This is a genomic window from Ponticoccus litoralis, assembly GCF_039769985.1.
GTDB classification, from domain to species: domain Bacteria; phylum Pseudomonadota; class Alphaproteobacteria; order Rhodobacterales; family Rhodobacteraceae; genus Ponticoccus; species Ponticoccus litoralis.
This window is the reverse complement of sequence record NZ_JBDNCH010000002.1, coordinates 3,155,127-3,172,958: the sequence shown is the minus strand read 5'-3', so window position 1 is coordinate 3,172,958 and position 17,832 is coordinate 3,155,127. Positions and strand designations below refer to the sequence as shown.

The 17,832-nt window shown below is 68.0% G+C and carries 15 protein-coding genes and 2 pseudogenes; 5 read left to right on the top strand and 12 right to left on the bottom strand.

The genetic code is table 11. From position 1 onward, the window contains the following. Positions 1 to 51: 51 nt before the first annotated feature. From ABFB10_RS16750 to ABFB10_RS16725, 6 genes are all read right to left on the bottom strand, one after another. Positions 52 to 984, bottom strand: coding sequence for an SMP-30/gluconolactonase/LRE family protein (locus ABFB10_RS16750; RefSeq protein ID WP_347167371.1), 933 nt, complete (start codon positions 982 to 984; stop codon positions 52 to 54). Then, the gene (locus ABFB10_RS16745; RefSeq protein WP_347167370.1) at positions 981 to 1,937 is read right to left on the bottom strand and encodes an ABC transporter permease; all 957 of its coding nucleotides are present in this window, start codon (positions 1,935 to 1,937) and stop codon (positions 981 to 983) included. The genes ABFB10_RS16750 and ABFB10_RS16745 overlap by 4 nt, the downstream gene beginning before the upstream one ends. Then, positions 1,934 to 2,863, bottom strand: a complete 930-nt coding sequence (locus tag ABFB10_RS16740) for an ABC transporter permease (RefSeq protein WP_347167369.1) — start codon at positions 2,861 to 2,863, stop codon at positions 1,934 to 1,936. The genes ABFB10_RS16745 and ABFB10_RS16740 overlap by 4 nt, the downstream gene beginning before the upstream one ends. After that, positions 2,860 to 3,795 (bottom strand): ATP-binding cassette domain-containing protein, encoded by a 936-nt coding sequence (locus ABFB10_RS16735; RefSeq protein ID WP_347167368.1) that lies wholly within the window; start codon positions 3,793 to 3,795, stop codon positions 2,860 to 2,862. Before ABFB10_RS16735 ends, ABFB10_RS16740 begins: the two co-directional genes overlap by 4 nt. Then, positions 3,792 to 4,271, bottom strand: a complete 480-nt coding sequence (locus tag ABFB10_RS16730; RefSeq protein ID WP_347167367.1) for an ATP-binding cassette domain-containing protein — start codon at positions 4,269 to 4,271, stop codon at positions 3,792 to 3,794. The genes ABFB10_RS16735 and ABFB10_RS16730 overlap by 4 nt, the downstream gene beginning before the upstream one ends. 116 nt (positions 4,272 to 4,387) lie before the next feature. Beyond that, on the bottom strand, positions 4,388 to 5,401 hold the full coding sequence (locus ABFB10_RS16725; protein WP_347167366.1) for a substrate-binding domain-containing protein: 1,014 nt from the start codon (positions 5,399 to 5,401) through the stop codon (positions 4,388 to 4,390). 490 nt (positions 5,402 to 5,891) lie between these two features. On the opposite strand from ABFB10_RS16725, the gene ABFB10_RS16720 reads away from it, so the two are divergent. Continuing rightward, entirely contained in the window at positions 5,892 to 6,956 is a 1,065-nt protein-coding gene (locus tag ABFB10_RS16720; protein WP_347168046.1) for a GAF domain-containing sensor histidine kinase, read from the top strand. Next, positions 6,953 to 7,249, top strand: a pseudogene (locus ABFB10_RS16715) (response regulator transcription factor); the annotation flags it as partial. The gene ABFB10_RS16720 and the pseudogene ABFB10_RS16715, both read left to right, overlap by 4 nt. A gap of 623 nt (positions 7,250 to 7,872) precedes the next feature. Here the strand turns inward: ABFB10_RS16715 and ABFB10_RS16710 are convergent. From ABFB10_RS16710 to ABFB10_RS16685, 6 genes and pseudogenes are all read right to left on the bottom strand, one after another. After that, positions 7,873 to 8,775, bottom strand: a complete 903-nt coding sequence (locus ABFB10_RS16710; protein ID WP_347168045.1) for a 5-dehydro-4-deoxyglucarate dehydratase — start codon at positions 8,773 to 8,775, stop codon at positions 7,873 to 7,875. Positions 8,776 to 8,818: 43 nt separating this feature from the next. Then, complete coding sequence (locus ABFB10_RS16705; RefSeq protein WP_347167365.1) at positions 8,819 to 10,459, bottom strand: NAD-dependent epimerase/dehydratase family protein; 1,641 nt, start codon at positions 10,457 to 10,459, stop codon at positions 8,819 to 8,821. Beyond that, on the bottom strand, positions 10,456 to 11,379 hold the full coding sequence (locus ABFB10_RS16700; protein WP_347167364.1) for a mandelate racemase/muconate lactonizing enzyme family protein: 924 nt from the start codon (positions 11,377 to 11,379) through the stop codon (positions 10,456 to 10,458). Before ABFB10_RS16700 ends, ABFB10_RS16705 begins: the two co-directional genes overlap by 4 nt. Before the next feature lie 47 nt (positions 11,380 to 11,426). Beyond that, positions 11,427 to 11,579, bottom strand: a pseudogene (locus ABFB10_RS16695) (mandelate racemase/muconate lactonizing enzyme family protein); the annotation flags it as partial. Between the two features lie 60 nt (positions 11,580 to 11,639). Next, complete coding sequence (locus tag ABFB10_RS16690; RefSeq protein ID WP_347167363.1) at positions 11,640 to 12,515, bottom strand: SMP-30/gluconolactonase/LRE family protein; 876 nt, start codon at positions 12,513 to 12,515, stop codon at positions 11,640 to 11,642. Between the two features lie 2 nt (positions 12,516 to 12,517). Beyond that, on the bottom strand, positions 12,518 to 13,249 hold the full coding sequence (locus ABFB10_RS16685; protein WP_347167362.1) for a FadR/GntR family transcriptional regulator: 732 nt from the start codon (positions 13,247 to 13,249) through the stop codon (positions 12,518 to 12,520). A gap of 125 nt (positions 13,250 to 13,374) precedes the next feature. Between ABFB10_RS16685 and ABFB10_RS16680 the strand changes: the two genes are divergently transcribed. From ABFB10_RS16680 to ABFB10_RS16670, 3 genes are all read left to right on the top strand, one after another. After that, positions 13,375 to 15,294 carry an ABC transporter substrate-binding protein gene (locus ABFB10_RS16680; RefSeq protein ID WP_347167361.1) on the top strand — a complete coding sequence of 640 codons (1,920 nt, stop codon included), beginning with the start codon at positions 13,375 to 13,377 and terminating at the stop codon, positions 15,292 to 15,294. Positions 15,295 to 15,504: 210 nt separating this feature from the next. Next, positions 15,505 to 16,491 carry an ABC transporter permease gene (locus tag ABFB10_RS16675; protein WP_347167360.1) on the top strand — a complete coding sequence of 329 codons (987 nt, stop codon included), beginning with the start codon at positions 15,505 to 15,507 and terminating at the stop codon, positions 16,489 to 16,491. Beyond that, a complete protein-coding gene (locus ABFB10_RS16670) occupies positions 16,484 to 17,680 on the top strand; it encodes an ABC transporter permease (RefSeq protein ID WP_347167359.1) in 1,197 nt (398 codons plus the stop codon). Before ABFB10_RS16675 ends, ABFB10_RS16670 begins: the two co-directional genes overlap by 8 nt. Positions 17,681 to 17,832 lie beyond the last annotated feature (152 nt).

The window sequence follows — 17,832 nt, the reverse complement described above, 5'->3', positions numbered from 1 at the left end:
GGGACGCAAGAGCTTCTGAACGCTCTTTTGATCTCGACATCTGCCGGCGGGCTACGGGCACTGATGGCCCCGCGTCCAGGGCTCGGCGCCCATGGTGTCGACGAAGATGCGATGCACGCTGGTGGTCGAGGTGATGAACAGCCGCTGCCCGTCCGAGCCGCCGAAACAGAGGTTCGACACGACCTCGGGCACGAGGATCTTGCCCAGCAGCGTGCCATCGGGCGCAAAGCAATGCACCCCGTCGGCGGCAGAGGACCAGAGGTTGCCCAAGACGTCGCAGCGCATCCCGTCCGGCAGGCCCTTGTCGATGGCGGCAAAGACCCCGCGATCCACCAGCCGCCCGCCGTCCACGCCGAAGACGCGGATATGCGAAGGCACCGTGTCGTCGTGGCTCGACCCGCTTTCGGCGATGTAGAGCAGGCTCTCGTCGGGCGAGAAGCACAGCCCGTTGGGTTGGTTGAAATCGCTGACGACCGCCGTCAGGTCGCCTGCGGGCGACAGGCGGTAGACGTTGTGGGCGGCCTGCTCGGGGTCCGCCCGGTAGCCCTCGAAGTTCGACAGGATGCCGTAGGTCGGATCGGTGAACCAGACCGCGCCGTCCGAAGACACCACCACGTCATTCGGCGAGTTCAGCCGCCTGCCCTCAAAGTGATCCGCCAGAACCGTCAGCCTGCCGTCATGTTCTGTCCGCACCACGTCGCGCGCGCCATGGCGGCAGCCCAGCAGCCGCCCCTGCCGGTCACGCGTGTTGCCGTTGTTGAAGCCGCTCTCGGCCCGGTAGGTGGACAGGCCCTCGCTCTCGGACCAGCGCAGGATGCGGCGCGAGGGGATGTCCGAAAACAGCAGGCAGTCGCGATCCCCGAACCAGACCGGGCCCTCGGTCCATGTGAAGCCCTCGGCGATCTTTTCCAGCTTGGCCATGGGGTGGACCAGCTCCAGAAAGCGCGGGTCGTGCACCTGAAGGTGCGGCGGAAAGGTGATCATGGGCGGGACCTCCGGGTGCTGGCGGCGATGACGATGGCGATGATGATGGCGCCGGTGAGGATGTTGCGGACGCCCGCGCCCGCGCCGTAGCTGTTGAGCATCGAGACCACGAGGAACATGAAGAGCGCGGCGCCCCAGATGCCCGGCACGTTGGAGTTGCCCCCGGCGATGGAGCAGCCCCCGATGACGACCACGGCGATGGACATCAGCAGGTATTCCGCCCCCATGTTCAGCGCCGCGCCGCCGGAAAAGCTGGCCAGCAGGTAGCCCGCGAGCGCGGCACACAGGGCGACGGTGACATAGGCCACGGCGCGCACCGCCTGCACGGGGAGGCCCGCCAGCCGCGCGGCGCGCAGGTTCTGCCCCGTGGCCAGCAGCCAGCGCCCGGCGACCGAGCGTTCCAGCACCACCCATGTGGCCGGGGCCAGCACGAGGCCCACCCATGCCACGTTGGGCAGGCCGAGGAAGCGCCCGGTGGCGAAATCCGCCAGCCCCTCGGGCGGCTTGATGCGCAGGCCCCGATTCGACCAAATCGCAAGCGACTGGTAGATCAGCGAGGCGGCGAGCGTGGCGATGATCGGCGGCAGGCGCAGCAGGTAGATCAGCGCGAAATTCGCCAGCCCCACGCCCAGCCCGGCGGCCAGCGCCACCGCAAGGCCCAGCAGGGCGGTGCCGGGGTCCGAGCCCATGACCTTCAGCGCCAGCGTGGCCGACAGCGTCATGGTCGCCGGGATCGAGAGGTCGACATTGCCCGGCCCCAGCGTGATCACCAGCATCTGCCCCATGCCGACGATGGCGGCGAAGGCGCCGAAGCTGAGCGCGGCATAGGCCAGCTCTCCGGCGCCCCGCCCCGAGGTCAGGCCCAGCGTCGCGGCAAAGGCCAGCCCGGCGGCAACCCAGGCCCAGAGCCAGGGGCGCGCGAGGGCGGCAAGCGGGGTCGCACGCGTCATCATGCTGCCGCTCCTTTCCGGGCGAACAGCAGCCGCGCGGTCAGCACGAGGATCAGGATCGCCCCCTGCGCGCCGATCTGCCAGTCGGGTGAAAGCCGCATGAAGGAGAGGAAGGAGGCCGCCAGCGTCAGCGTCAGCGCCCCGATTACCGCCCCCACGGGGGAGACCTTGCCGCCGATGAACTCTCCGCCGCCGAGGATCACCCCCGCGATGCTGAGCAGGGTGTAGCGCAGCGCGATATTGGCATCCGCCGAGGTGGTCAGCCCGACCAGCGCCATGCCCGCAAGCACGCCGAAAAGGCCCGCCAGCCCGTAGGCCAGCGCCTTGAGGTAGATCACGTTCCACCCCGCCCGCTGGACCGAGCGCATGTTGCCGCCGACCCCGCGCAGGACCGTGCCAAGGCCCGAGCGGATGAACATGACATGCGTCACCGCCGCGATCAGCACCGCCGCCACCACGGCCATGGGCGCGAGCGGCGGTTTCACCGTCATCAGCGTGCGAATCCAGCCCGGCGCCGCGCCACCCGGCGTCGGCAGGATGAACAGCGCCAGCCCGCCCCAGACGAAGGACATGCCCAGCGTGACGACGATGGCGGGCAGGTCCAGCCCGTGGATCACCGCGCCCATGACCGCGTAGGACAGGATCAGCGCCAGGAGGATCAGCACCCCCAGCATGGGCGTATCGTTCAGGAAAGTCGCGGTGACGCAGGCCACGAGGCTGACGAAGGCGCCGATCGAGAGGTCGATGTCGTTGACCATGATCACGCACATCTGCGCGATGGTCGCCAGCGCGATGGGCACCGCGAGGTTGAACAGCAGGTTCAGGCCGAAATAGCTCATGGCGCGGGGCTGCATCCAGAAGGTCAGCGCCAGCAGGACGGCAAGGGACACGACCGGCAGGATGATCCGGTGGCGGGCTAGGAAATTCACGAGGCCTCCTGCATCTCGAAGGAGGCTTCGAGGATCTTCTCTTCGGTGATGTCGGCGCCGGTCAGCTTTGCGCTGATGGCGTGGTTGCGGAAGACGAAGACGCGGTCGCACTGGCAGACCTCTTCTGTCTCTGTCGAGTACCACAGGAAGGTGCGGCCCCGGGCGGCCTCGGCGCGGATCATCGCGTAGACGTCCTGCTTGGTGCCCACGTCGACGCCGCGCATGGGGTCGTCCATGACCACGATGGGCGCGTCAGAGGCCAGCGCGCGGGCAAAGAGCACCTTCTGCTGGTTGCCCCCCGAGAGCGAGAGGATCGGGTTGTCGAGGCTCCCGGTCCGAATGCCGATGCGGCGCTTCCAGTCCTCGGCGATGCGCTGTTCCGCCTCACGGTTCACCATCCCGCGCCGCGCGTCGCGGCCCAGAACGGAGACCGAGATATTGCGCAGGATGGACCAGAGCGGCAGCACCCCGTCGCGCGGCCGGTCGCCGGCGACGAAGACCGCGCGCGCGGTCTTTCCCGCGCGCCAGTCCGAGGTCTGCGCAAGATAAAGCCGCGCCAGAGCGGCGGCCTGCCCATGGCCCGCGAGGCCCGAAAGGCCCACGACCTCGCCGCGCCGGGCCTCCAGCCCCTCGGCTTGCAGGATGACCGCGCCCAGCGGCGGGCGGGCCTCGGCGGCGCGGGCGGTTTCCTCGGTGGCGACATGGCCCATGGCATCCACCAGCCCCTGCCGGGTGAAGCCCTCGGCGGGCCGCTCGGCCACCACCCTGCCGTCCTTCAGCACGACGATGCGGCTGGCGACGGCGAAGATCTCTCCCAGCATGTGCGAGATGAAGATGACCGCCCCGCCCCCGGCGCAGAAGCGGCGGATATGCGCCAGCAGTTGCTCGGCGATGCCCGCATCCAGCGAGGAGGTCGGCTCGTCGAGGATCACCAGCCGCGCGGCCCCGCCCCGGGGGCGAAGCCGATGGCGATCTCGACCATCTGGCGTTCGGCGATGGACAGCGTGTCGACCTCGGCATCGGCGTCGATGCCATGGCCGGGAAAGACCGCGTCCAGCGCCGCGCGGATCTCGGCCCGCGCGGGGCGGCGCCAGCCCGGCCCCTTCAGTGCGGGATGCGAGATGCGCAGGTTCTCGGCCACGGTCAGGTTCGGACAGAGCGAGAGCTCCTGAAAGACGCTGCGCAGCCCCTGTGGCCCGCCGGGGAAGTCCACCGTGCCGCCCGAGGGCGGCAGAGAGCCGTTCACGATATTCACCAGCGTGGATTTGCCCGCGCCGTTGTGGCCGACAAGGCCAAGGCAGTCGCCGGGCCGGACCGTCAGGTCCACGCCATCCAGCGCCCGCACCGGGCCGAAATGCTTCGCCGCCCCCGTCAATGTGACGATGGGCAGGCCCTCTGTCGCTGTCATGGTCTTCGCTCGTCCCAAGGGCTGTCGCGTGCCCCCCGCGCGTCGCGCGCGAGGGGCGGTGTCAAAAGGTGTGGACACCTTTTGCAAATTTCATCGATGAAATTTTCCGGTCCGGCTCACTTTGCCTCCGCGATGACCTGCTGCGCGTCTTCCAGCGCATAGGACACATTGGCGACCGAACCCTCGGGCGTCGTTTCCAGCGCCTCGTCCAGCGTGTCCTGCGTGATCTTCAGGAAGGGCACGGTCAGGTCCTTCGGCACCTCTTCACCCGCGAGGATCTGCTGCGACACCCAGAAGGCCAGCGAGGCCACGCCCGGCGCAATCGACAGCGACAACGTCTCGTAGCCGTTGGCGTCGCGCTGCTCGGCCCACCATTTCAGCTCGTCCTGACGGTTGCCCAGCACGATCAGCGGCGTGTCGCGGCCCGCGGCGGCAAAGGCCTGCGCCGCGCCGTAGCCGTCACCGCCCTGCGTCACCACACCCACGACCTCGGGCAGCGAGGGCAGGATGCCCGCCACGGCCTTCTGCGCCACATCCTGCGCCCAGTCGCCATGCACCGAGCCGACGATCTCGAACTGGTCATGCTCGGCCACGCCCGCGTGGATGCCCTTGGAGATCTCGTCGTCCACGAAAACCCCCGCAAGACCGCGGATCTCCAGCAGGTTGCCGCCCTCCGGCAGACGGCCCGCGAGATAGTCCACCTCTTCCTTGCCCATGGCGGCGAAATCCACCGCGATGCGCCAGGCGCAGGGCTCTGTCACGATGCCGTCGAAGCTGACAACCACCAGCCCGGCGTCGCAGGCTTCCTTGACCGCGCCGTTCAGAGCGGTCGGAGAGGCGGCGTTCAGCACGATGGCGTCATAGCCCTGCAGGATCATGTTCTGGATCTGCGCGGCCTGCTCGGTCGCCTGGTTTTCCGAGGTGGTATAGGGGTCGGCGGCGGCCACGACACCCTCCGCGACGGCCTGATCGGCGGTTTCCTGGAAGGTCGACAGCATCGCCTGCCGCCACGAGTTGCCCGCGTAGTTGTTCGACAGCGCGATGCGCTTGCCGCTGGTGTCCGCGTCCTGCGCCGAGACGGCGCCCGCCATCAGGGCCAGCGTCGCCGCGCCCAGAAAGAGCCTTTTCATGTCAGTCCTCCCTTGCGCGTGTCTCCGCGCATCATGTGCACCGCGCCTCTCCCGCGCGGCATAGCGATTGCGCGTCTCCGCGCAGAATGCCGACCGCGCGCTGCCGCGCGGCCTTCGGACGAGCGCAGCGCGCACACCCGTATCCTACGGCGCCTGTGCCGCGCCTCCTCCTGTTTCGTCAGGCGACCGGCTTCACGGCAGGCCCCTGCGACGCGGCAATCGTGAAGCGCCCGGGCCCCGACTGTAAAGGCAGCGACCCGCAGAACGCTTGCGGGTTCCCGCAAGAGGCTTGCGGGTTCGGCTGTTCCCTTTCCGCCATTCGGGGGGCAAGGTTGCAGGGACGCGCAACCCGACCCCCGCGACCCGCCCGGAGGAGACATGGCCGAAAACACCCTGACCCTGCCGCAGGACGGCCTTTGCGCGCGCATCGACAGGGCGCTGGACCGGCGCAGCAGCATCACCCAGTGCGCTCGACTCGGTTGCGGCAGAGATCGCCTCGGCAATCCCCTTCACCCATGCGGACATCTGCCTGCTCGACCGTCCCGGCTGGGTCGTCAGCTACGAGACCGGCATCCGCACCCGCTGGTCGCGCGCCTCGGGCCGGGTCGATCACGCGCCGATCCGCGACATCCTGACCGGCGCCTGCGATGTCATGCTTGCCGAGGACGCCACCACGGACCCGCGCTACACCTACCCGTGCGCCTCCTGCGAACCCATCCTGAACCACGCCCTGCGCGCCCGGGTGAACGTGCCGATGCGCATACAGGGGCGGCTGATCGGAACGCTGAACCTGTCGCACTCGACGCAGGGGCTCTACGACGCGGGAACCGTGGCCCGCGCCCGGGACATCGCGGACACGCTGGCGCCGCATGTGCACGCCCTGCATCAGGCCGAACGCATCCGGCGCGGCGCCCGCAGCATCGAGCTGGCGCGCGCCAGCGACGAGGGCCTGCGGCAGGGCGCGCTGGAACTCACCCAGCGGCTGGAGCAGGAGCGGCAGCGCGTCGGCATGGACCTGCACGACCAGACGCTCGCCGATCTCTCGCGGCTCTTGCGCGAGGCGACCGGCGACCGGCCCCTGCCCGCCTCCGAGCTTGCGGCGCGGCTGCGCGACACCATCGACGACCTGCGGCGGATCATCGACACCGCCGTGCCGACGCTGCTGGACCTCTTCGGCTTTGCCCATGCGGTCCGGGTCCACCTCGAACGCGCCGCCTCGGGCCGGGCGCGGACCACAGTGGACGACGGCACCGATGGCGCGCCCGACCGGCTCGCCCCCACCGTGCGCACCGCGCTCTTCCGCATCGTGCAGGAGGCGGTCAACAACGCCACCCGGCACGCCGGCGCCGCGCAGATCCGCGTCACCGTGGCCCGCCCCGCCCCCGGCGCGCTTGCGGTGACGATCCGCGACGACGGCTGCGGCATCCCGCCAACGCCCGCCCGGCAGTCGGGCCTGTCCCATATGCGCACGCGGGCGCGGCTGATCTCGGCCAGGCTCGAGATCACCGGCGACGGCGGGACAACCGTCACGGTCACGCTGGAGGCGCCGCAATGAAGGTCCTGCTTGTCGAGGACGACCAGTTCCACGCCTCCTACATGGAGGATACACTGGCCGAGGCCCTGCCCGAGGTGACAGAGATCTACCACGCGCTGCACGGCGAAGAGGCCGAAAAAGAGGCGCGGACCATCGGCATAGAGGCGGTGGTCATGGACCTGCGCATGGCCCGCCGCAACGGCATCGAGGCGGCGCGCACGCTCTGGCAGGAGCGCCCCGAGACCCGCATCCTGTTCTGGTCGAACTACGCGGACGAGGCCTACCTGCGCGGCATCGCCGCCATCGTGCCCGAGGACAGCGCCTATGGCTACGTGCTCAAGACCGCGCCGCGCGACCGGCTGAAACTGGCGCTGCGCGCGGTGCTGATCGAGGGCCAGATCATGGTGGACCGAGAGATCCACCGCCTGCAACGCCGCGCCGCCACCCCGCGCAATGCGCTCGACGACAGCGAATACGCGGTGCTGCTGGACCTCTCGATCGGCTTGCAGGACAAGCTCATCGCCGAGCGGCGCGGCATGTCCCTGCGCACCGTCCAGAACCGGCTTCTGGCGCTCTACGACAAGCTGGGCGTGGACGACGACTGCGAGACCGACCGCCCGCTGAACAAACGCGTGCGCGCCCTGAACCGCGCGCTGGTGACGCGAACGCTGAACATCGAGACCCTCGGAAGCCGCGCAAAGAGACTTCGAACGCTGGCGATCGTCGCGCAGCTAGGTCCTACGCACCGCATCCGCCCCAGGGGTGACCGGGGGAACGAGGGGCTCCGCCCCTCGCACTCCCCGAGGTATTTTCGGACCAAAGAAGACGGAGGGACCGCGCCCCATCCTTCTTTGGTCCAGCAAATACCTTGGGGGTCCGGGGGCAAAGCCCCTACCGGTCGCCGCGCGCAAGCGAGGCGAAACCGGTTCCCAAACCGTCACTTTCGATCCCCGATCAGCGCCATCATCATGCCGCGCTCTTCCTCGGTCAGGTCGGTCAGCGGCCTGCGCACCGGCCCGGTGTCGAAGCCGCGCAGGCTGACACCCGCCTTGATGGCCGAGACGGCGTAGCCGGTCTTGCGGTCACGGATCTTGGCAAACGGATAGTAGAAATCGCGCAGCATCTGCTCGCATTTGGCATCGTCATGCGCCTTGAAGGCGGCGTGGAATTCCAGCGCGGTCTCGGGGACAAAGTTGAACACTGCCGAGGAATAGGTGTCCACGCCCGCGCCGCGCACCGCCTGTGCGAAGAGCTCATGCGTGGGCATGCCGCCGATATAGGCCAGCCGCTCGCCCAGGGTCACGGTGATGCGCTTGACCGTGTCGATGTCGCCGGTGCCGTCCTTGAAGCCGATCAGGTTCGGGCAATCCTCGACCAGCCGCGCCAGCGTGTCGGCGGAACAGACCGACTGGCCGCGGTTGTAGACGATCACCCCCATGTCGGTGGATTTGCAGACCGCGCGGATATGCGCCTCGATCCCGTCCTGCGGCGCGCCGATCAGGTAGTGCGGCAGCAACAGGATGCCGTCGCCGCCCGCCGCTTCGATGGCGCGGGCCATGTCACAGGCCATCTTCGTGCCATAGCCGCAGCCGGCAAGCACCGGCTGGCCGGGCTGTGCGGCGCGGGCGGTCCTGACCACCTCGACCACCTCGGCGGGCGACAGCGAGAACAGCTCTCCGGTGCCGCCGGCAACGATCAGCCCCGCGATCTTGTGCGGGCTCAGCCATTCCAGATGGGCCGAGAAGGCGGTGGGGTTGAAATTGTCGTCAGCGTCGAAGGGCGTGACGGGGAAGGACAGCAGGCCGGATCGGATGATGTCGCGCAGCTCGGTCGGGGCAATCATGGGTCGTATCTTCCTTGAATCGTTCGGTTTGAGGAATGGGTCAGTCTTCGTGAATGCCGTCGGCGCAGAAGCCGCCACCCTGGTAGAGGGCGTTCGCATCGTCGCCCTTCGGCGGGTCCATCTCGGCGTCGATCTTGGCGCGGAAGGGCTCGGAACTGTCCTGCGGGGTCCAGCCCGGGTAGGCCACCTCGCGGTTGTCCCACCAGGACGCCGCATTGGCCGAGGCGCCGTAGATGATCGGGCAGCCGAGGCGCGGCGTGATGAAGATCCGCTCGATCAGGCGCACGAAATCTTCGTGGCTCATCCATGTGGACAGCATCCGGTGGTTCTTGGGCTCGGGGAAACACGATCCGATGCGCACGCTGGCCGTCTCGATCCCGAACTTGTCGTGATACATGCTGGCGATGGCCTCGCCAAAGACCTTGGACACGCCATAGAGCCCGTCGGGCCGGGTGACGGACTCGGCGTCCAGCCGTTCCGTCTGCTTGTGAAAGCCGATGGCGTGGTTGGACGAGGCGAAGATGATGCGCGGCGTAACGCGCGATTTCCGGGCGCCCTCGTAGAGGTTGAACATGCCGTCGAGGTTGGCGTTGCGGATCACCTCCAGTGGCGCCTCGACCGATTGCCCGCCAAGGTGGAGGATACCGTCGCAGCCCTCGACCAGCTCTTCCACGGCCTGCTTGTCGCCCAGATCGCAGGGCATCAGCTCTTCATGCGCCTGCGCCGCGCCAAGGTCGCCCCGGTCGGACAGGCGGATGGTCTTAGCCAGATGCGTCAGGCGCGTACGCATCTCGCGCCCCAGATTGCCGTTGGCCCCGGTGATCAGAAGTCGGTTCAGCATGGTTCCTCCCATTGATTTCACTCCTGCCCGATGGTCCGGGACAGGAAATCCAGCACCCTGCGGCGCATGTCCGGTGTCTCTTCGTGACCCGCGCCGGGCGCGGTGAACAGCTCCAGCGCCTCGGACCCGCCATAGGCTGCGCGCAGGCGCGTCAGAGCATGGCCGCGCGCCGGTTCCGGCGTCAGGGCGTCTAGCCGCGCCGTGACAGACAAGCTGCGGGCGCGGCGCGACCAGCCCGGCCACGTCACCCATTTCGGCATGGCGCAGGAACCCCGGCACGGTCATGTAGTGGTTGTGTTTGTCGAAGGACCCGTCGCGGATCATCGGGCCGATATCGGCCAGCACGCAAAGCTGCGCCACGGCGGCGACGCGCGGTTCCAGAGCGGCCAGCCAATAGGCGTGGGTGCCGCCCATGGACAGGCCCAGCGTGGCGATCCTGCCCGCGTCCACCTTCGGATGCGCCGCCAGCCAGTCGAAGCCCGCCTGCAATTCGCCCAGCATCCGGCCCATCAGCGTGCGCCCCTGCCAGAGCGCCGCCTTGGCCAGCGCGCCCTCGTTGCCCTCGCCCTGCCGCGCGCCGAAACCGGGCATGTCGATACAAAGCACCGCGTAGCCCGCCGCCAGAAGGTCCGGCGCATAGGGGCCTTGCAGGCAGCGCCAGCCCTCGGTCAACTCGCGCCGCCCGAGGTGGTAGTGCCCGCCGTGCAGATGCGCATAGAGCACCGCCGGAAAGGGGCCCTCGCCTTCGGGCACCAGAAAGCTGTGCTCGGGCGGCAGGGCCTCGGGCTCCAGCGCCAGCAGGCGGCGCAGGGTCGCGCGCAGGGCAGCGGCCTCGGTCATGTGTAGCCCGTCGATCCGTCGGGGCGGATGGGCAGTTTGCGTTCCCAGTGGATGTAGCGGTCGGTCTTCAGGTAGTCCTCGTCGATCTCGACACCCCATCCGGGCCGGTCGGGGCGGAATTCGAGGTAGCCATCCACCGGCAGGTAGGGATCCTTGACGTAGCCCGCCGCCTCGTCCACCTGCGCCAGATCCCGGCCAAGGAAGGCCGCGGTGCCGGGCAGCCGGTATTCGAGGATCTTGAAGTTCGGACAGGCGGCGGCGAAATGCAGGTTCACCGCTGTCGCCAGCGGCCCCATCGGGTTATGCGGCGCGACCGGCACGTAGAAGGCCTCTGCCATCGTGGCGATCTTGCGCATCTCCAAGAGGCCGCCGACGGCGCAGATGTCGGGCTGGATGATGTCGGCGCCCGCGCATTGCAAAAGCCGGAGGAACTCGAACCCGGAGTACAGGCTTTCGCCCGTGGCCAGCGGCACCGTCAGCTGCGATTTCAGCCGCCCCCATGCCTCGATGTTTTCGGGGCGGATGGGTTCCTCGAAGAAGAGCGGGTGAAAGGGCGCCAGCGCATTGCCCAGTTGCTGCGCCTGCCAGGGCTCGAAGATGCGGGCGTGCGCGTCGAAGGCGAATTCCCAGTCGGGGCAGAGGTCTGCGACCTCTTCGACCCAGTCCACCGTCTGCGTGATCACCTTGCCCCATGGCTCGGCATGGATGTCGGCGCGATAGGGCGAGAGCTTGAAGGCATTCAGCCCGTAGGCCTGATGCGCCGCCGCGCAATGGTCGCGCAGCTGTTCCGCACCGGGCGCCGAGTAGACGCCGAGGTAGACACGCACCCGGTCGCGCACCGTGCCGCCCAGCAATTGGTAAACCGGCACGCCCAGTGCCTTGGCCGAAATGTCCCAGAGCGCATGGTCGATGGCGGACATGGCCGCCAGCCCCAGCGCGCCGGGGGAAAGCGCGTGTGCTGGTAGAGCTTCAGCATGATCCGCTCGATCCGGCGCGGGTCCTCGCCCTCGATCTGCCCGAAGAGGTAATCCAGCAGCGGCGGCAGCGCCCGGTCGGGGCCATGGTTGTAACACTCGCCCCAGCCGGTGATGCCTGCGTCGGTATCCAGTGCCACGATCATCCGGGGGCGGTTGCCGTCGCGGGCCATGAAGCTGCGCAGACCGGTGATCTTCATGGGCCGTTACCCTGCGAAGCGGGTCTGCGGCACGCCGCGCATGCCCAGCCCCTCGACCGAGAACAGCGATCCGGCCTCGGGCTGCTTCGGGTCGTCCGGCACGCCCAGCGAGGTCACGTAAAGCACATCCAGCTTTTCGCCGCCGAACATCGGCTTCGAGGGCTTCTCGATGGGCATGTCGACGGTCAGGATCACCGCGCCCTCGGGCGAATAGCGGTACAACTGCCAGCCCTCGATGCCCGCCTGCCAATAGCAGCCCTCGGCATCCACCGTGCCGCCATCCGGGCGCCCGGGCAGGCCGTTGGTGTCGCGAAAGACCTGCACGGCCCCCGGCGTGCCGGTTTCCCTGTCGTAGTCGCAGGCGTAGATCGTGCGCACCCGGGCGTTGCTGTCGGAGTGGTACATGGTCTTGCCGTCGGGGCTGAAGGCCAGCCCGTTCGTCGTCCAGATGCCGCCGCGCCATGCCGTCACCGTCAGGTCCGGGTCTAGCCGGTAGAAGGTGCCGCGCGCCTGCGGGTCGCCGCCGTCTTTCATGGTCCCGGCCCAGAACCGACCCTGCCCGTCCGTGGTGCCGTCGTTGAAGCGGTTTTCCGGCAGATGCGCCTCGGGGTCGTGGATCGCGGTCTTCGCGCCGGTCTCCGGGTCCCAGAACCAGAAGCCCGACTTCGTCGCCAGCACCATGCCCCCCGCCTCGCGCAGGGCCGGGCAGCCGACCGGTTCGCCCACCTGATGCGCGCGGTTCTCGCCGGTCGCGGGATCGTAGCGGTAGACGATGCCCGCCGGGATATCGACCCACCACAGCACGTTCTCGCGGTCGTCCCAGACGGCGCCCTCGCCGACCGTGCTGCGCGTCGGCGCGACACAGGTGATCTTCGGATCCATGCTCATTCTCCCTTGAAGACGCGCCGCTGCGACCTGTCGATATGCGCGACCATCGCCGCCCGCGCGGCCGCTGCATCGCCGGCTTCCAGCGCCCGCACGATGTCTTCGTGCTCATCCGACATCGCCGCCTTGCCACGCGCGTAGCCGGTGCTGCCCAGCGACCGCACGAAACGCCCGATGAAGACCATGTGAGGCCGGAGCATCGCGATACTGTCAACCAGGAACCGGTTGTCCGACAACTCGGCGATTTTCTGGTGAAACAGCAGGTCCGGCTCGATGGTCGCGGTGCCGACCTCGACAAGCGCCGCCATGTCCGCCATGTGACCGCGCAGCTCGGCCAGATCCGCCGGCGTCGCGCGCAGGGCCGCAAGGGCCACGGCCTCGGCCTCCAGCAGCCTGCGGTAAGCGAAATAGGCGGCGATGTCGTCGACCGAGTCGAGCGGCCCGAAGCCCTCGCCCGAGGCCTGCAGCCCACTGCTGACGAAAGACCCGGCGCCCTGCCGGGAGACGATCAGCCCCTCTTCGCGCAGCCGCGACAGGGCGCCGCGCAGCACCGGGCGCGACACGCCGTATTCCTGCGCCAGCTCCATCTCCGAGGGCAGCCTGTCGCCAAGGCTGTAGGTGCCAGAGCGAATTGCCTCGCGCAGCTTGCCGAAGACGCGATCCTCCAGCCGCCCGCCAGCGCGCTCCCTGCCCTTCTCGGCCCCCGGTCCGTTTGTTGCGATCCCTGTCATGGCATCCTCGATAGCACCCAGGACGACCTTACAACATGCCATAATATGTTTGACAAGCCGTCATTCAGATGCAGGACTACCGAGGTCGAGGCGCAAAGCCCGGCATCCAGGGAGGAGAGAAACCGATGAAGACATGGAGAACCACCGCGCTTGCGGGGGTGGCCGTGACGGCGCTCTGCGCGCCCCTCGCGGCGCTGGCCTACGAAGAGGCCCCGATGCTGGCGGACCGCGTCGAGGCGGGCGACCTGCCCCCGGTCGACGACCGCCTGCCTGCCAGCCCCGAGGTCATCACGCCGCTGGACAGCATCGGCAGCTACGGCGGCACCATCCGCCGCTTCCTGTCCGGGTCGAACGACCACAACTCGATCCTGCGCTTCGTCTCGCCGCAGGGTCTGACGCGCTGGTCGCCCGACTTCTCCGAGGTGATCCCCAATGTCGCCGAAAGCTGGGAGGTCAACGAGGACAGCAGCGCCTTCACCTTCCACCTGCGCGAAGGCATGAAATGGTCGGACGGTGCACCCTTCACCGCCGACGACATCGTCTTCTTCGTCAACGACCTGCTGAACAACAAGGAATTCTATCCCAACGCCCCGGCCCGCTTCGTCATCGACGGGCAGCCGATGCAGGCCGAGAAGATCGACGACACCACCGTCGTGCTGAGCTTCGCGGCGCCCTACGGCACCTTCCTGACCGAACTGGCGACGCCGCTGGCGCAGGAACCGGTGATCTGGGCCAAGCACTACTGCCAGCAGTTCCATCCCGCCTACAACGACGAGGTGCAGGCCATGGTGGACGAAACCGAGGCCGTCGAGGACTGGCCCGCGCTCTTCCGCCTGCGCTGCGGCGAGGTCGAGGCGCCCAACCGCTGGGGCAATGCCGAGCGTCCGACGCTGGACCCGTGGGTTGTGACGGGGGACGGCTACACCGCCGGGTCCACGCAGGTCATCATGGAGCGCAATCCCTACTTCTGGCAGGTCGACACCGAGGGCAACCAGTTGCCCTATGTCGACACGCTGCAATGGGGCGTCTCGGGCGATGCGCAGGCCATCCTGCTCGAGGCCATCGCGGGCAATGTCGACATGCAGGCCCGGCGACTGACCAACCTTCAGAACGTGCCGGTGCTGTTCGAGAACCAGGAAAAGGGCGGCTACAAGCTCTATGAGCGCACCAGCGCGGATGCCAACGACATGGCGATCCACTTCAACCACACCCACAAGGACCCGGTGATGCGCGAAGTGATCCGCAACAAGAACGTGCGCATCGCCCTGTCGCTGGGGATCGACCGGGACGAGATCATCGACATCGTCTATCAGGGCCAGTCCGAGCCCTACCAGATCGGTCCGCTGCCGCAGCATCCGCTGTACAACGAGCAGCTGGGCAAGCAACACACCGAGTACGACCCCGACCGCGCGAACGAGATGCTGGACGCCGAGGGCTTTACCGAGCGGGACGACGAGGGCTTTCGCCTGCTGCCGGATGGCCGCCGGTTCGAGTTCAACGTCAGCTATACCGGCGTCGAGGTCCCGGCATGGGGCGACAACCTCGAGATCATCCGCGAGCAGTGGGAAGAGATCGGCGTCGGCCTGACGGCGAATTCGGTGGAACGGTCGATCTACTACTCGCGCGGCGAGGCCAACGAGCATGACTTCATGGTCTGGGGCGCGCCGGGCGGTCTGGACCCGACGCTGTCGCCCCGCGACGTGCTGTCGATCCACCCGCAGGCCTCGTGGTTCGCCATTCCATGGGCGCGCTGGTACCTGACCGGCGGCTCCGACGGGGAAGAACCCTCGGCAAGCATGAAGGAACGGCTGGCGCTCTACGACCGGTTCAAGGGCGAGGCCGATCCGGAGAAGGCGCAGGAGATCTTCCGCCAGATCCACCAGATCGCCGCGGACGAATTCGAGATTATCGGCGTGGCGACGCGGCCCTCGACCTACGGCGTGGTGAACGCCGTGCTGCGCAACGTGCCGGGGGCGCTGCCGGGATCGTGGATGTACCCCGACCCGGGCCCGACCCTGCCGCAGACCTACTACTACGCGGAGTAGGGGCGCAGGTGCGTCGATAGCGCCGCCCGGACCGCGCCCCTCGCCCCTTGCGGGCGGGGGAGTGCCGGCCCGGCCCCGCGCTCTGCAATCGTCCGGGCCAGAGGCTTCGGCCCGCCGCCGCGACCCCGCAGGCCGGCCTGCGGCCCGACACCGCCCCCAACCGCGGCACAAGGCCCTGCCCCGCTGCCGCATTGCCCAAAGGTTCCCCGCATGATCTGGCGCTTCATCCTCAAACGCCTTCTCTGGATGGTTCCCTTCCTCTTCGCGGTCTCCATCGTGGCCTTCCTGCTGATCCAGGCGCCGCCGGGGGACTACCTGACCACCTATATCGCCAAGCTGGGGGAATCGAACGAGGTGCTGGATCAGGCCTCGATCCAGAACCTGCGGGCGCGCTTCGGATTGGATCAGCCGCTCTACGTGCAGTATTTCAAATGGGTCGGAAACCTGTTGCAGGGCGACTTCGGCATGTCCTTCGAATGGCGCCAGCCGGTCTCTGACCTCGTCTGGGGCCGCATGGCGCTGACGGTGCTGCTGTCCTTCTCGACGCTTCTGTTCACCTGGGCCGTGGCCTTTCCCATCGGCGTCTATTCCGCGGTGCGCAAGTACTCCGTCGGCGACTACATCGCCACCACCATCGGCTTCATCGGGCTGGCGACGCCGAACTTCCTGCTGGCGCTGATCCTGATGTATGTGGGCGTCGTCCATTTCGGCACCGACGTCGGCGGCCTCTTCAGCCCCGAATACCAGAACGCGCCATGGTCATGGGCCAAGTTCTTGAACCTCGTCGAGCACCTCTGGCTGCCGATCGTCGTGCTGGGCACCTCGGCCACCGCCTCGCTGATCCGCGTGATGCGCGCCAACCTCCTGGACGAGCTGAACAAGCCCTATGTCGACACCGCCCGCGCCAAGGGCATGTCGGAATTCGCGCTGATCATGAAATACCCGGTGCGCGTGGCGCTGAACCCCTTCGTCTCGACCATCGGCTGGGTGCTGCCGAACCTCGTATCGGGCGCCGTGGTCACCGCCATCGTGCTGTCGCTGCCCACCGCCGGGCCGCTGATGCTACAGGCGCTCCTGTCTCAGGACATGTACCTCGCCGGAGCCTTCGTGCTGCTGCTGTCCTCGCTGACCGTCATCGGGATGCTGATCTCGGACATCCTTCTCGTCCTTCTCGACCCGAGGGTCCGCTATGAGTAACAGCGCGAAGGATCCCGCGCTCGACGCGCCCCACGGCACGGCGCTGCCCGCCGACACCCCGGTCCACGACGCCCCCGCCATCGCGGCAGAGCGCGACATGGACCGCGTCGCCATCGCCTCGCAGGCGCAGCTGACCTGGTGGGCCTTCAGGCGGCACAAGCTGGCCATGGCGGGCCTCTGGGTGATCGGGCTCTTGTACCTGCTGTCGCTCTTTGCCGAGTTCGTCGCGCCCGCCGATCCGACCAGGCAGAACCGGCGCGCGATCTACCATCCGCCGCAGATGATCCATTTCATCGACAGCACCGAAGACGGCACCCGCATCCGCCCCTACGTCTGGAAGATGGACCGCCAGCGCGACCCGCAGTCTCTGAAGATCACCTACGTGCAGACCGAGGAAAAGATCTACCTGACGCTCTTCGGCAAGGGCGAAGACTACAAGTTCTGGGGCCTCTGGGACGCCCAGCGCCACCTCTTCGCCACCGTCGAGCCGCGCGAGAAGTTCTTTCTCTTCGGGGCGGACCGGCTGGGCCGCGACATGTTCAGCCGGGTGATCTACGGCACCCGGATTTCCATGTCGATCGGGCTGGTGGGGGTGGCGATCTCGCTGGTCCTCGGCATCGCGCTGGGGGGCCTCTCGGGCTATTACGGGGGGCGCGTGGACATGGTGATCCAAAGGCTGATCGAGTTCGTGCTGTCTCTGCCGACGATCCCCATCTGGCTGGCGCTGGCCGCCGCCCTGCCGCCGTCATGGCCGATTTACCAGCAGTATTTCGTGATCACGCTGATCGTGTCTCTGGTCGGCTGGACAGAACTGGGCCGCGTGGTGCGGGGCCGCTTCCTTGCCATGAAGAACGACGATTTCGTCATCGCCGCACGGCTGGACGGCGCGTCCGAGCGGCGGATCATCTTCCGCCACATGCTGCCCTCGCTGACCTCGCACATCATCGCCTCGCTGACGCTGGCGATCCCGCTGATGATCCTCGCCGAAACCGGGCTGTCCTTCCTCGGCCTCGGGTTGCAGCCGCCCGCGATATCCTGGGGCGTGCTGCTGAAGGAGGCGCAGAACATCGTCTCGATTTCGCAGGCGCCCTGGCTCTTCATCCCCGGCGGCTTCGTGGTCATCGCGGTGCTGGCCTTCAACTTCCTCGGAGACGGCATGCGCGATGCCGCCGACCCCTATGCGCAGTGAGGGTGTGATGTCAGTTCGCAAACAGGGTCGGACAGCCCCGGCAGGCAGACCTTCGAGCGCTGGAGTCCGACACAAGACACGACCCGTGACACCGTTTGAAACAAGGCAGGTATATGCCATGCCCGACCCTTTTGCGGTTCGCATTGCGCGGC

What these genes read in the sequence shown, in the direction of transcription:
- ABFB10_RS16730 (WP_347167367.1), bottom strand. Translation starts at nt 4,271, where the DNA reads ATGACAGCGACAGAGGGCCTGCCCATCGTCACATTGACGGGGGCGGCG.
- ABFB10_RS16745 (WP_347167370.1), bottom strand. Translation starts at nt 1,937, where the DNA reads ATGATGACGCGTGCGACCCCGCTTGCCGCCCTCGCGCGCCCCTGGCTC.
- ABFB10_RS16680 (WP_347167361.1), top strand. Translation starts at nt 13,375, where the DNA reads ATGAAGACATGGAGAACCACCGCGCTTGCGGGGGTGGCCGTGACGGCG.
- ABFB10_RS16700 (WP_347167364.1), bottom strand. Translation starts at nt 11,379, where the DNA reads ATGTCCGCCATCGACCATGCGCTCTGGGACATTTCGGCCAAGGCACTG.
- ABFB10_RS16725 (WP_347167366.1), bottom strand. Translation starts at nt 5,401, where the DNA reads ATGAAAAGGCTCTTTCTGGGCGCGGCGACGCTGGCCCTGATGGCGGGC.
- ABFB10_RS16675 (WP_347167360.1), top strand. Translation starts at nt 15,505, where the DNA reads ATGATCTGGCGCTTCATCCTCAAACGCCTTCTCTGGATGGTTCCCTTC.
- ABFB10_RS16690 (WP_347167363.1), bottom strand. Translation starts at nt 12,515, where the DNA reads ATGGATCCGAAGATCACCTGTGTCGCGCCGACGCGCAGCACGGTCGGC.
- ABFB10_RS16670 (WP_347167359.1), top strand. Translation starts at nt 16,484, where the DNA reads ATGAGTAACAGCGCGAAGGATCCCGCGCTCGACGCGCCCCACGGCACG.
- ABFB10_RS16750 (WP_347167371.1), bottom strand. Translation starts at nt 984, where the DNA reads ATGATCACCTTTCCGCCGCACCTTCAGGTGCACGACCCGCGCTTTCTG.
- ABFB10_RS16705 (WP_347167365.1), bottom strand. Translation starts at nt 10,459, where the DNA reads ATGACCGAGGCCGCTGCCCTGCGCGCGACCCTGCGCCGCCTGCTGGCG.
- ABFB10_RS16685 (WP_347167362.1), bottom strand. Translation starts at nt 13,249, where the DNA reads ATGACAGGGATCGCAACAAACGGACCGGGGGCCGAGAAGGGCAGGGAG.